This window comes from Gillisia sp. Hel_I_29 (genome assembly GCF_000744275.1).
In the GTDB taxonomy this organism is placed as follows: domain Bacteria; phylum Bacteroidota; class Bacteroidia; order Flavobacteriales; family Flavobacteriaceae; genus Gillisia.
The window spans coordinates 369,918-384,359 of the sequence record NZ_JQLP01000005.1; the positions used below are offsets into that span (position 1 = coordinate 369,918).

Annotated in this window: 6 protein-coding genes; 3 read left to right on the forward strand and 3 right to left on the reverse strand. The window is 35.4% G+C overall.

The genetic code is table 11. The features are described from left to right. Nucleotides 1-5 precede the first annotated feature (5 nt). Together P163_RS06720 and porV are read left to right on the forward strand one after the other, a co-directional pair. The gene (locus tag P163_RS06720) at nt 6-7,070 is read left to right on the forward strand and encodes an HYR domain-containing protein (protein WP_034888919.1); all 7,065 of its coding nucleotides are present in this window, start codon (nt 6-8) and stop codon (nt 7,068-7,070) included. Nucleotides 7,071-7,080: 10 nt separating this feature from the next. Continuing rightward, entirely contained in the window at nt 7,081-8,253 is a 1,173-nt protein-coding gene (porV, locus tag P163_RS06725) for a type IX secretion system outer membrane channel protein PorV (RefSeq protein WP_051931175.1), read from the forward strand. Nucleotides 8,254-8,354: 101 nt separating this feature from the next. Here the strand turns inward: porV and P163_RS06730 are convergent, their stop codons facing one another. Then, nucleotides 8,355-9,899, reverse strand: a complete 1,545-nt coding sequence (locus P163_RS06730) for a GH3 auxin-responsive promoter family protein (protein ID WP_034888921.1) — start codon at nt 9,897-9,899, stop codon at nt 8,355-8,357. Between the two features lie 117 nt (nt 9,900-10,016). Here P163_RS06730 and P163_RS06735 point away from each other — a divergent pair, with 117 nt between their 5' ends. After that, entirely contained in the window at nt 10,017-10,811 is a 795-nt protein-coding gene (locus P163_RS06735; protein ID WP_034888923.1) for a DUF2797 domain-containing protein, read from the forward strand. Nucleotides 10,812-10,927: 116 nt separating this feature from the next. Here P163_RS06735 and P163_RS06740 read toward each other — a convergent pair whose 3' ends face one another. Together P163_RS06740 and P163_RS06745 are read right to left on the reverse strand one after the other, a co-directional pair. Next, nucleotides 10,928-13,618 (reverse strand): AsmA-like C-terminal region-containing protein, encoded by a 2,691-nt coding sequence (locus P163_RS06740; protein ID WP_034888925.1) that lies wholly within the window; start codon nt 13,616-13,618, stop codon nt 10,928-10,930. Beyond that, nucleotides 13,602-14,324 (reverse strand): queuosine precursor transporter, encoded by a 723-nt coding sequence (locus P163_RS06745; protein ID WP_051931286.1) that lies wholly within the window; start codon nt 14,322-14,324, stop codon nt 13,602-13,604. Before P163_RS06745 ends, P163_RS06740 begins: the two co-directional genes overlap by 17 nt. Nucleotides 14,325-14,442: the final 118 nt, after the last annotated feature.

The following is a 14,442-nucleotide window of genomic DNA, read 5'->3' on the forward strand; positions in this document are numbered from 1 at the left end:
TATATATGAAAAGAATAATACTATTAACAGCATTCTTGCTAATGAGTTTAGCAAGTTATGCGCATGCTGTACAAACATTTTGGGAACTCCGTGATGATGGTACGATACGCTTTTGGTTAGAACATTGGCATGGAGATGTTAATGCAAATACTATGATGAGTTATTACATCGTAGTAGATCAAGGTAATGGTCAGGAAAATATAGCAGCTTCTGGATATTATAATAATACAGATTTTTCCAATCTAGACGTTCAAGGCGCTGTAAATAATAGATTTCAATGTGGAAGTGCTAATGGTTATGGCGATTGGGTATATTATGATTTTTATCCAAGTAAATGTAATGAAACCGTAACAATAAGCTTTGTAGGAGCACCACCTTCAGAAACGACTCCAGAATGTCCAGGATTATACGGTTACTCTATTACACAAACTTTTTATGATAAGTCTGCACCTATTGTAAATGCAAATGATCTTGATGTCTCTGTAAATCAGAAAAGCTGTACATATTCAGCTGGATCATTCAGTAATGTAACAATTACAGATAATTGTGATAGTGATCCAAGTGTAATTTATTCAGTCTCTGGATCTGCTATTGATCCTGCTTCATACAGTTTTCCTATTGGGAGTACAATTGTTACAGTTAAAGCAACAGATAATACAGGATATCCTAATAATTATACTACGACCCAGACTTTTAAGGTAAATGTTTCTGATTTGGAACCACCAGCTTTCAATTTATATGGCGATGGTTCTATAGATAATCCTTTTATTACTTTACAATCAGAAGTGGTTGGGAAGGTTGCTAGTGGAACCTATTATTTTAAATTCAACAATAGTACTTTTCAAGGAGTCTTAGATAATGATACTGCCGGAGGAGGATGGTTAATGATATTGAATTACGTGCATCAAGGCGGAACCAATCCAAACCTAAATGTTAGAAATTCAAACCTACCTTTATTGGGAAGTTCTACTCTTGGTGATAATGAAGCAGCTAGCTCAACTTGGGGTCACTTTGGTAATACTTTAGCAGCAGCTTTAGATTTTGAAGAGGTGCGTTTTTATGGACAAACATCTCTTACTACTAGCGGTATCGTTAATTTTACTACTAAATACTCTGCAGCAATAAATTATATTAAAACAGGAACAGGTTCATTTGCAGGTATTAATAATACCGCAAATTATACATTGCTTGGAAATCATTCTGCGACTATTCCAGCAAATGCACCCGACGTATATAGTGATCAAGGTGATTTAGCTCTCACTAATTTTCCTTTTTGGAGACAAGCTCAAGCTCATTGGGGTATTAAAGGAGATGGAATACGTTGGGAAGTTGATGGATATCCTAATAATTTTAATAATAGCACTATCCATAGAGTATGGGTAAGAGGTGATCTTTCACCAGCAGAATCAGAAGTTAAAACTGAAATCACTATTGAGTTAGATGAAAATGGAAGTACAAGTATTTCTGCATCAGATTTTAATATAACTGCTTTAGATAATTGTGGTTCGGTAACTTATAGTTTGAGCCAGACAGATTTTGATTGTTCAAATATTGGAGCTAATACCATCCAATATATAGCGACAGATGAAAAGGGTAACAATTCGAGTATAGATGTAGTTGTTAATGTAGAAGATAAAACTGCTCCAACAATTACCTGTCCTGGAAATATGGAATTAGATAATGATCCAGGTATAGATTTCGCTGTTGCAACATATAATGTGCTGGTATCAGATAATTGTGAAATTCCACAACCTGAAAAAACAGATTTTACGACTTTAGGATCGTTTGAAGGTAAATTTTATTATTTATCTAATGCTAGCTTCTTACCGGGAGATGCTTTTACTCATGCAGATCTAAATGGTGGAAATATTGTTTCTATTAATAATGCTGCTGAAAACAAGTTCCTAGACGATGCTGTAAGTATAAATAATGTATTGATTGGGCTTACAGATTTAGAGGTGGAAGGTAAGTTTGTTTGGGAAAATGGAGAAGCTCTAACCTATACAAATTGGAATCCTAACGAACCTAATAATAGTGGAAATGAAGACTACACCGAATTATATGGAGGCGGTAAGTGGAATGATATGCTTGGAACAGATATCAGACAATATATTTTAGAAGTAACCATGGCAACTCAAACTGCTGGTCTCTCAAGCGGAAGTGAATTTCCTATAGGAACTACTACCAACACATTTGAAGTAACCGATGCTTCAGGAAACAAATCTACGTGTAGTTTTGATGTTGTTGTGAAAGATGTAGAAGCACCTAAAGGTTATACGGTAAGTATAGATCAGGCTGATATAGATGACACTAACGAAACAGCGGTAAGTTTTACATTTGCAGCTGCTGAAGTTGGAACTACTTACAATTATACTTTTAGTAGTGAAAATGGAGGTACAGATGTTTCTGGCACAGGAACAATTTCAACTGCAACAGACCAGATTACTGGAATAGACCTTAGCAGATTGGAAGACGGAACTATTATGCTTTCAGTAACACTTACCGACGAAGCTGAAAATGAGGGGATTGCTGTTACAGATACTAAAGTTAAAAATACCAATGAAGCTCCGGTAGCAGTTTGTAAAGCGTTTACAGCTCAATTGGATGCTTCTGGAAAGGTAACGATTACTGCAGTAAATGTAGATGGTGGTTCTAGCGATGAGAAAGAAGGATTTACCTTATCTCTGGATAAAGACACATTTACTTGTTCAGATCTTGGGGAAAAACAAGTAGAATTAACTATCACAGATAGTGATGGAGCTAAATCTAGCTGTTTTGCTACGGTAAAAGTGGAAGATAATATAGCACCTGTGATAACTAGTATTGAAGATATCGAGGTTGATACTGATACTGCAATATGTGGTGCTGTAGTAGATTATGATATTACTGCTTTAGATAATTGCGAGATTCCTCAGCCTGTTAAGCCTAATTTCACAGCTTTAGGATCATATAACGGAAAGTTCTATTATTTATCAAATTCGATGTTCAATCCAGAAAGTGCATTCTTAGATGCAAAATCTAATGGAGGTTATGTTGTAGCAATAAATGATGCTTCTGAAAATCAATTTCTAGCTGAGGTTGTACTTGTTAATAATGTGATGATCGGGCTTACAGATAGAGAGGTTGAAGGTCAATATGTTTGGGAAAACGGGCAAGCTGTTACCTATACAAATTGGTACGCTGGCGAACCTAATAATAGTGGGAATGAAGACTACGCTGAATTGTATTTAGGAGGTAAGTGGAATGATATGCTTGCTACAAATAGCAGACAATATATTTTAGAAGTATCCATGGCAACTCAAACTGCTGGTCTTGCTTCTGGAAGTGTTTTTCCTGAAGGAACTACAACAAATACTTTTCAAGCAACAGACGCAAGTGGTAATAAAACTACTTATAGTTTTGATGTTAGAGTTACAGATAATGAGAGCCCTAAAGCTGTTTCAAAAAACATAACCGTAGAATTAGATGAAACGGGAAGTGTAACGATAGAGCCTTCACAGATTGATGATAATTCAACCGATAATTGCTCAATTTCTTCACTTAATTTTGGAGGAGATAACTCTCTTTATGCAGAAGTAAACGAAGGTCAAGATTTATTTATCACACTACCTCAAGATAAGGTGGTAACTTCAGTAGAATTTGCAAGCTATGGAACTCCTACAGGTACTGCTGGGAATTATGAAATTGGAACTTGTAATGCAACAAATTCAAAATCTATTCTAGAGGGGTATGCCTTAGGAAAAAATAGCTTTACAATTCCTGCTACCAATGCTGTATTTGGAGATCCTTGCAGCGGTACATACAAAAGGCTATATGTTATAGTTAGTTATGAAAATTTAGAAAGCACTCAAACATTTACATGTAGCGATGTTGGTGATAATACGGTGACGTTGGTTGTAACCGATGTAAATGGTAATGTTTCGATAGAAACTGCTATAGTGAAAGTTGAAGATAAAGTTGCAGCAATAGCAGTTGCAAAAGACATCACAGTTCAATTAGACGATACTGGAAATGTTGCAATTACTGCTGAAGATGTTGATAACGGATCTTCTGATGCTTGTGGAATTGCTTCAATGAGCGTTTCACCAAACAGTTTCACTTGTGCTGAGGTTGGAGAGAACTCAGTTACTTTAACTGTTATTGACAAAAACGGAAATGAATCTACCACTACTTCAACAGTAACAGTAGAAGATAAAGTTGCTGCATTAGCAATTGCAAAAGACATCACGGTTCAATTAGATGAAACAGGAAATGTTGCAATCACTGCTGCCGATGTTGATAACGGATCTTCGGATGCTTGTGGAATTGCTTCAATGAGCGTTTCGCCAAACAACTTCACTTGTGCTAATGTTGGAGAGAACACTGTTACTTTAACTGTTATCGATAATAACGGAAATGTAGCTACCACAACGTCAACAGTAACAGTAGAAGATAAAGTTGCTGCAATAGCAGTTGCGAAAGACATCACGGTTGAATTAGATGAAACTGGAAACGTTGCAATTACTGCTGCAGATGTAGAAAATGGATCTTCTGATGCTTGTGGAATTGCTTCAATGAGCGTTTCGCCAAATAGCTTCACGTGTGCTGAGGTTGGAGAAAACACTGTTACATTAACGGTGATTGATAACAACGGAAATGTAGCTACCACAACGTCAACAGTAACAGTAGAAGACAACGTTGCTGCAATAGCAGCTGCAAAAGACATCACGGTTCAATTAGATGATACTGGAAATGTTGCAATTACTTCTGCAGATGTTGATAATGGTTCTTCTGATGCTTGTGGAATTGCTTCAATGAGCGTTTCGCCAAACAGCTTCACTTGTGCTAATGTTGGAGAGAACACAGTTACTTTAACTGTTGTCGATAATAACGGAAATGTAGCTACAACCACCTCAATAGTTACCGTAGAAGATATAGTTGCTGCAGTTGCTGTTGCAAAAGATATCACTGTTCAGTTAGATGAGACTGGAAATGTTGTAATTACTGCTGCAGATGTTGATAATGGATCTTCTGATGCTTGTGGAATTGCCTCGATGAGCGTTTCACCAAATAGCTTCACATGTGCTGAGGTTGGAGAAAACACTGTCACATTAACGGTGATTGATAACAACGGAAATGAATCTTCAACTACTTCAACAGTAACAGTAGAAGATAAAGTTGCTGCAGTTGCTGTTGCAAAAAGCATTACGCTTCAATTAGATGAGACTGGAAAAGTTGCAATTACTGCAGCAGATGTTGATAATGGTTCTTCTGATGCTTGTGGAATTGCTTCAATGAGCGTTTCGCCAAATAGCTTCACGTGTGCTGAGGTTGGAGAAAACACTGTTACATTAACTGTTATCGATGTTAACGGAAATGTAGCTACAACAACGTCAACAGTAACCGTTGAAGATAAAGTTGCTGCAGTTGCTGTTGCAAAAGATATCAATGTTCAGTTAAATGAGACTGGAAAAGTTGCAATTACTGCAGCAGATGTTGATAATGGTTCTTCGGATGCTTGTGGAATTGCTTCAATGAGCGTTTCGCCAAATAGCTTCACATGTGCTGAGGTTGGAGAGAACACGGTTACTTTAACGGTTATTGACAAAAACGGAAATGTAGCTACAACTACCTCAACAGTAACCGTAGAAGATATAGTTGCTGCAGTTGCTGTTGCAAAAGATATCACTGTTCAGTTAGATGAGACTGGAAAAGTTGCAATTACTGCAGCAGATGTAGACAATGGATCTTCTGATGCATGTGGAATTGCTTCAATGAGCGTTTCGCCAAACAGCTTCACTTGTGCCGAGGTTGGAGAGAATACAGTTACTTTAACTGTTATTGACAAAAACGGAAATGAATCTACCACAACTTCAATAGTAATCGTAGAAGATAAATTTGCTGCTATTGCAGTTGCTAAAAACATCACGGTTCAATTAGACGAAACCGGAAAGGTCGCAATTACTGCAGCAGATGTAGATAACGGATCTTCTGATGCTTGTGGAATTGCTTCAATGAGCGTTTCGCCAAATAGCTTCACATGTGCTGAAGTTGGAGAGAATACAGTTACTTTAACTGTTATCGATAACAACGGAAATGTAGCTACAAGCACTTCAACACTAACAGTAGAAGATAACATCAAGCCTGTACCTTCAATATCAATATTAGAAGATATCACGGCAGAGTGTAGTGTAGAGCAAGCAGATGTTCAAGTTCCTACCGCTAAAGATAATTGCAATGGTGCAGTGAAGGTGACAAACAATGTGACTTTCCCTATCACTGCTAGCGGACTTACTACAATTACTTGGAGTTTTGAGGATGCAAGCGGAAATGTGACTACTCAAACTCAAAAAGTTACTATTAAAGATGAAACTGCTCCGGTACCGGATGCAGCTGAATTATCTGATGTAGTAGTAGAGTGTTCTATTGAGAATATAGAAGTTCCAACGGCTACTGATAATTGCAGTGGAGTTATTACTGCTGTTACAAACGATGCTTTGTCTTATTCTGATGCAGGTGAGTATATGATCTTATGGGAATTTACCGATGCAAGTGGTAATACGTCTACTCAAGAGCAGTGGATTACTGTTAAAGATGTTACTACGCCAGAAATGAATACTAAAGATATTACAGTGAGTATGTTTCAAAATGAGCCGGTAGTGATTTCTCCGGAAGATATTGATGCTGGAAGCAGTGATAATTGTAGTGAAGTTACTCTTAGTCTAGATAAAGATACTTTTAATGAGCCTGGAGAATATTTGGTTACTTTAAGCGGAACAGATGCAGCAGGAAACATTGGCAGTGCTACTGCTTTAGTAACTGTGAAGAGAGATGTGCCAGATGCTAAAGGAGAGATGCACGTAGTGCCATCTATTTTAACTGGAACTACAATGACTAAAGTGATCGCTCCGTTAAATTCTCAGATCTATAGCGTTCAGATTTTAGAAACTGAAACCAATAAATACAAAACCATCTCTGGGAACAAACAGCAAACTATGATGATAGATGTTGCTCCAATGAGAGGAACACTATTGGTTAGAATTACCGACCAGACAGGAAAAGTACATCTTAAAAAAATAATCGTATTGTAATTGAATCACTATGAACATTAAAAATATATTAGTAAGTCTAACTATTTTACTAGCTGGAATTTCAGCTGAAAGCCAAGAACTAGTGCGCCCCGTAATTACGGGGGCACCATTTCTTCAAATTGTTCCAGATGCACGTGCAGGAGGAATGGGTGAAGTTGGGGTATCTAGTTTGCCAGATGCTTTCTCACAATTCCATAATCCGGCTAAATTTCTTTTTATGGAAGAAGGAGCACAAGGAATTGGATTATCGTATATCCCAAAATTTATTGGGTATGCAGATGATATTTTCTATGCCAATGCAGGATATTTCAATAAGTTGAATGATAGATCTGCCATTAGTGCCTCCTTAACTTATTTTAGTTTTGGAAGTGTAGATATGGAAGAAGAAATGGGCGGCGAGATCATTTCTAAAGGGAGTTTTGTTCCGAACGAATTAGCCTTAGAAGGTGCTTATAGCTTAAAATTGAATGAGAAATTTGGTATGTCTGTAACTGGAAGATACATTAGATCTGATATTTCGGACAATCAGGCGAATGCAATGGTGAGTTTAAAAACCGGACAGGCAGTAAGTGTAGATGTTGCTGGTTATTATACTTCTGCTCCTTTTGATCTTCACCAAAATAGATGGACTTTAGGTTTTAACCTTAAAAATGTAGGTTCTAAATTGAAGTATTCTGACGAGACTGGATATGACTATCCGCTTCCTACTTATTTAAAAATTGGAGGTGGTTACCATGTAGCAAGTTCAAAAACAGATTACATTTCTTTCTATGCAGAAGCTATGAAGTTTCTAGTTCCTGCAACAGATGATAACCGTAATCTACCTACCGATAGTGCTATTGGAGGAATATTTAATTCTTTTACAGATGCCCAAGATGGTTTTTCTGAAGAGCTTAAAGAAGTAATACTTTCTTTAGGTGCTGAAGTGAGTTTCAATGACAATTTTTCTTTTAGAACAGGGTATGTAACTCAGAATAAGGAAAAAGGATTTAGAAATCATATCACGGTTGGAGCAGGGTTGAAGTTAAATCAGTTTATGTTCGATTTTGCTTATCAAAGTCCTATTTCAGATAATGTAGTGTTTGATAATGATAAAGTTTTAAAGCTTTCAATCAGCTTTAAATTTAATAATAGTAATAGAAAACAAGTAACGGAACCTACAGAGGTAGATGCTGCTTTGTAGAACAATTCGTTTTAATATTAAAAGAAAAAAAGATCCTATTTAAGGATCTTTTTTCTTTTTTACTGTAGTAAGATAAGTGCTTGGAGATAAATCTCTAAATCTTATAGTTCTAAAATATCTTCTGAAGTTTGCTTTCCAGACATACTTAGTAATTCTTCAACATAAGTTCTAGAATTAGAAAGTCTTGGTATTTTATGCTGCCCACCCACTTTATCATGTTTCTTTAACCAATCATAAAACAGCTTTTCTCGAGCCTGATGCACGGTTGGTAGATTAAGGGTCATGTTGTTATATCGCTTCGCCTCATAATCACTATTGATCTCTTGCAATGCTTTATCCAATTCAATTTTAAAATGCTCCATATTGTTGGGAGGTGTTTTGAATTCGATAATCCACTCATGTGCACCTTTTTCTTTTCCCTCCATAAATATTGGAGCCGCAGTATAGTCTACAATTTCGCAATTGTTCAGATTTGCTGCTTTTTTAAGTGCAATTTCTGCATTTTCAATGATTAGTTCTTCTCCAAAAGCATTAATATGATGTTTAGTTCTTCCTGAAACTTTTATTCTATACGGGCTAGTAGAAGTAAACCTAACGGTATCTCCTATCTTATAACGCCAAAGTCCTGCGTTGGTTGTAATTACAATGGCGTAGTTAACTCCTGTGCTAACTTCGCTTAGCGGAATGATCTTCTCATCTTCAGAGCCATAAGTATCCATTGGGATGAATTCATAGAAGATGCCGTAATCTAACATTAACAGCAGTTCTTTTGAGCTATTCTGATCCTGACAAGCAAAAAATCCTTCAGAGGCATTGTAGATCTCATAATATCTGAAGTTATCTCTTGGCAACAGTTTTTGATATTGCTGAGTATAAGGTTCAAAATTTACACCACCATGAAAGTAAACTTCCAGATTTGGCCAAACTTCAAATAGATTAGTGGCTTTAGTTGTTTCCAAAACATTATTCAGCAAGGCCAACATCCAAGAAGGAACACCGGCTAAACTTGAAACCTTTTCGTTGATGGTTTCATTTACAATAGCTTGCATTTTTATCTCCCAATCGTTCATTAAAGAAACTTCATTTCTGGGAGTACTGCTAAATTCTGCCCAAAAAGGCATATTATCTATCAAAATTGCAGATAGATCTCCATAAGAAGTACCATTATTTCTATAGATCTCCTTACTTCCTCCAAGTCTTAAACTTTTTCCTGTAAAGAGTTGAGACTGCGGATTATTGTTGAGATACATACATAAAAGGTCTTTTCCTGCAGCATAATGACAATCTTCTAAAGAATCGTCGCTTACAGGAATAAACTTACTTTTAGCATTGGTGGTACCACTAGACTTTGCGAACCATTTTATTGGCGAAGGCCAGAAAATGTTAGTTTCACCTTTTCGGCTTCGTTCTATATCTGCTTCGTAATCTTCGTATTTTTTAACAGGAACCCGCTCTGCAAAAGTTTTATAATTATGAATACTACTAAAATCGTAGCGTTTGCCAACTTCTGTATTCTTTGCTGTAGCTATAAGATTCCGTAAAAGTTCTGATTGAACTTCGTTAGGATATTTCATAAATAATTCCATCTGATGGATACGCTTCTTTAGAAACCAGGAAGCAATGGAATTGACTAGCGGAATTGGCATTTTTTCTTTTTATATTTATGCACTTAACAAGGTTAAGATGCGTGATTGGCTGGCTAAAATTAAACTAAACTTTGAAGCTTGCAAAAAAAATCATTTCAGTTAAAATAAAGAAAATATATGAGATATGAAGGGGTGCTGACAAAAATGAGCACCGAACTTAAAGAAACCGTTCAGTATTATTTAATATTTGAGTCAGACTTCTTGAACGTCAATCAGATACTGGATAAAAAGATCAGTATTAATTTTTTAAGATATCAATGTTTAAATTGTGGTTTGGAGAAAAAAATATTCAGACAAGGTTTTTGTTATGATTGTTTTACATCTATTCCTCAAGCGGGAGATTGGATCATGAATCCAGAATTGAGCAAAGCGCATTTAGAGGAAGAAGATAGAGACCTAGAATATGAAAAGAAAGTTCAGCTAAAGCCGCACATTGTTTACTTGGCAAATTCTAGCAATTTAAAAGTTGGAGTGACAAGGAAAACTCAAATTCCAACCAGATGGATAGATCAAGGTGCGCATGAAGCTATTGAAATTGTAGAAGTTCCAAATCGATATTTGGCAGGAATTACCGAGGTTGCTCTAAAAGGCCATGTGGCAGATAAAACAAATTGGCGTAAAATGTTAACCAATGATATTGAAGATGTAGACTTGGTTGCAGAACGTGAAAAAATAAAGCATCTTATTCCAGAAGAAGCTATAGAATATTTTATAGAAAATAATAAAGAGACTGAAATTCACTTTCCGGTACTCGAATTTCCAAAAAAAGTAAAAACGCTGAATCTTGGAAAAAATCCTTTTTATGAAGGAATTTTAAAAGGCATTAAAGGTCAATATTTACTATTTCATGATGGGACGGTTTTTAATGTTCGCGGTCATGAAGGATTTGTAGTTGATCTGAATGTGATGTAGACATTAAATGACTCATAAAAAAAAGACCGCTAACTAGTAAAGTTATCGGTCTTTTTTGAAATTAGGAAAGAAGCTGAAATATATTCAGCTTAACAAGTAAATCTAATAAGTATTATCTACTTATTAGATTGCACTGTGGTAGTGTCTTTTTTCTTCTTCGTATTAAAAATCCCTTTTAAAATATTGGTAGCAGCGTCTTTAACCTGAGTTTGCTGTTCTGTCTTCAAAGAATCTTTTTTAGTTTGTGCGGGCGTTACCTGAGTAGAATCTGCGGTAGTTGTTGGTTTATTATTCTTATTATTACCCATCAAGATATTACCTAAAGCATCCACCCCTTTTTGAGTTAATTCCTTTTTCTGCTCAGCTACAATCTTTTGAGTAAGACTGGATAGCGCTTGTTGCATATTTAAATTGATCTGCGGACTTTGAAAAGTTCCTGTTAACCCAATTGGCACCGCAACCGTCATTGTATTGAGATCTGTAGCACTAAGCTTAGATAGAGTATTTCCAATTTCGCTTCCTAACATCTTTGCTGGAACATCTAAACTAAGATTATAATTCATATTCATATCGAACCCATGACTTCCGGCAACGGTAACTTTAATTCCTTTTACATTAAAATCGAACGGAGCAACTTCAACATTACCATTGTTAAAGGTTAATTTACTTTTAAGATCATCTAAATTGATGTCTTTCAAATTGATAAATTTTAATCGCTCATCTAACTTAGAAAGGAGTGCAAAATTTTCTGGATTTACCTTAGCTGTTAAGATCTCAGATAATGCTTGTCCTGCCAACGTATTTAGCTGTGGTGTAAGATCATCATTCAAGTTCCCTTTTAAGTTTACTTTGGTTTGTAATTTTCCTTGTAAGGCTGTTGCTATAGGAGCTAAGCCTTGTAAAAGATCGAGACCTTTAAAAGATTTAGCAATATCTATTGCGTTTAGAGCAAGATCCATTGTGAACGTTGGAGTTGCATTTTTAGTAGAAACATTACCGTTTAGTGCTATAGAACCATCAAAAACATTGGTAGTCATATTCTTAATGGTTGCCGTTTCATCTTTAATAATAATGGTCCCTTTTGCATTATTCAAATTAAGATCATCATAAAGCAAAGTGGTTACGGCAAAATCTATTTCAGTATTTAAGAAAGATGGAACTTTTATAGACTCTTTTCCTGTGGCTACCGTTTTTGTTTTTACCGGTGTACCGTCTGCATTTTTAGCTTCCGAAACTTCTTTGGTTTCTGCGACCATAAAATCATTTACAGAAAATGTATTTGAGCTTAACTGAAAATTTCCTTTTAGCTGCTGATCTGTGAATAGATAACCCATAAAGTTTTGAATACTTCCGGAAGCATTGATATCGGTCTTCCCTGTGGTCATATACAATACAGGAACTTTTACATTTCCTTGATTGAAAATTAGATTGGCGCTGGAAATTTTTACTTCATTAGGGATCTCTGGAGATTTGTAGCTAAAATTCTTAATGCTAGCAATCCCTTTACTACTCACATTTTGATATTGTTCTTTTTCAATAGAGTTCATATCAAAACTAGTGCTTACATCTGCGGTTAGAATTCCGTTTAGATCTTGATCTAATTCTAATGGATAAGCTTTTTCAAGATTTGCAAGGTTAATAGTTCCTTTCATATTGAGATTCACCAGCATATTCCCTAATAGGTTTTTTACATCTCCATTGGCCGAAAATTTATCTTGATCTATTCTGAAAGTCACATTATCAAAAGTGATGTAAGTTTCTTCTGCAATTCCAGTGGTGTTTAAAATTGCAGCATCTATATTGATGTCTTGAACGCTCTTTGGAAGATCTGGATACTTAAAAGAAGCATTATTAGAGCTTATTTTAATATCTAAATGAGGAATATAGGTACTATCTACAATACCTTTGATGTCTCCGCTAACTATAAAGTCTCCACTTGTTTCTACATTTTCTATATTCTTAGCATAAACTTCAGGAATCACGGCCAAGAAATTTTTGAAAGAAGAGGAAGGTGTTTTAAAAGATAGATCTATCTCATTATTATCATCATTTACCTTTACAAAACCGTCAAAGGTTAATGGTAATTGATTTACAATCATCTGGTTTTTCAAAAATGTATATTTCATATTATCAAGATCCATTTGGATGACGGCATCTAGAGCAACTTTATTTTTATTTAAATAGTTTACACCATCAAAATCAAAAGAAACCAACGATGTTGTTTTGGTGTCTAATTCAGATTGAGCTAAAGAAAAATCACCCGTACCGCTGTGATTCAAATTTTCCATTAGCAATGCGATATTATTGCTTTCGTCTATATATTTCAGTTTAGAATTATTGATCTCGTAATGTTTAAGATCTAATTTAAAGGGAGTAGCAGAAGAAGTGTCTGCTGCAGAAGAATCTTTTACGGCAATATCGTAATTGTTGTTTCCTAAAGAGTCTACTTTAATGTTGAGGTAGGTGTTATTAAGCAATAGCTCATCAACTTTTTTAGGCTCGTCGCTTCCTTTAAAAAGTTCTTTAACAGACATTTTTAATAAGATCTCTTCGCTTACTACTAAAGTATCTCCTTTGAAAGGTGCTTTGTTAATTACAGAAACGTCTTTTAAAACCAGCGTAGCTTCAGGAAAACTTCTAAATAAAGATAAGTTGAGATCGCTAAATTCAACATCTGCATTTACATTTTTATTGATAGTAGATTTCACCAGATCTTTTAGCTGAGCTTCAAAGATAAAGGGTGCGGCTATCAACGCTACGATCAAGATAGCGAGTATAATTCCTATAATTTTAAATGCTTTCTTCATATGTTACATTTTCGAGATTCAACTCGTCGTTAGGTTTAAGATCAAATTTTTTGCGCATATAATAAACTCCTAGATATAAAAATGGAGTATCACAGGCAGCTATAAGAACTTTAAACAGAAATCCGCTAAGTAAAAGTCCTCCAAAGAGCTGCCAGTCTATTTTGTTAAAGGTACATAACAAAAATAGCACCGCAAAGGTGTCTACAAATTGTGAAAGAAATGTGGAAAAATTATTTCTGAGCCATAGGTGTTTCCCTATGGTGAGTTTTTTCCAAAAATGAAAGATTTGGATATCTATATATTGCGCCAATAAATAGGCAGCCATAGAAGCGCCAACTGCTATTGCCGTAGCGCCAAATACTCTTGAGAAAAGTGGATTGCCAATAGGAGACCAGCTTGTGGCGGGAACATAATCTGCTGCATAGATAATTAGTAACGAAAATAAGGAAGCAAAAATACCTGTGGTAACTACTTGGTTTGCTTTTCTTTTTCCGTAGATCTCACTAATTAAATCTGTAATAAGAAATGTTATTGGATAGGGTAGAATACCTACAGAGATCTCAAAGGTGTATAAGCCGAAGAAATCCCATATAAAGAACTTTTGAAATATTAGATTAGATACAACCAAAGAGGTTATAAAGAGCGCCGCAAGTATGAGGTAGATATTGTGAGCCAGGAATATCTTTTTAGGGGTATAAGAATTCAAATTATTTTTTTTAACTCTTACTAACAAAGTTAAGTCTATGTAAGATTGTTTTACTTAATTTGCTGTGAAATTAAATAATTCTCCTCTAAACATTTCATAAAATTAAGTTGATTCCTTC

Excerpts from the sequence above, each read along its gene's own strand:
- P163_RS06720 (WP_034888919.1), top strand. The coding sequence starts at position 6 with ATGAAAAGAATAATACTATTAACAGCATTCTTGCTAATGAGTTTAGCA.
- porV (WP_051931175.1), top strand. The coding sequence starts at position 7,081 with ATGAACATTAAAAATATATTAGTAAGTCTAACTATTTTACTAGCTGGA.
- P163_RS06730 (WP_034888921.1), bottom strand. The coding sequence starts at position 9,899 with ATGCCAATTCCGCTAGTCAATTCCATTGCTTCCTGGTTTCTAAAGAAG.
- P163_RS06735 (WP_034888923.1), top strand. The coding sequence starts at position 10,017 with ATGAGATATGAAGGGGTGCTGACAAAAATGAGCACCGAACTTAAAGAA.
- P163_RS06740 (WP_034888925.1), bottom strand. The coding sequence starts at position 13,618 with ATGAAGAAAGCATTTAAAATTATAGGAATTATACTCGCTATCTTGATC.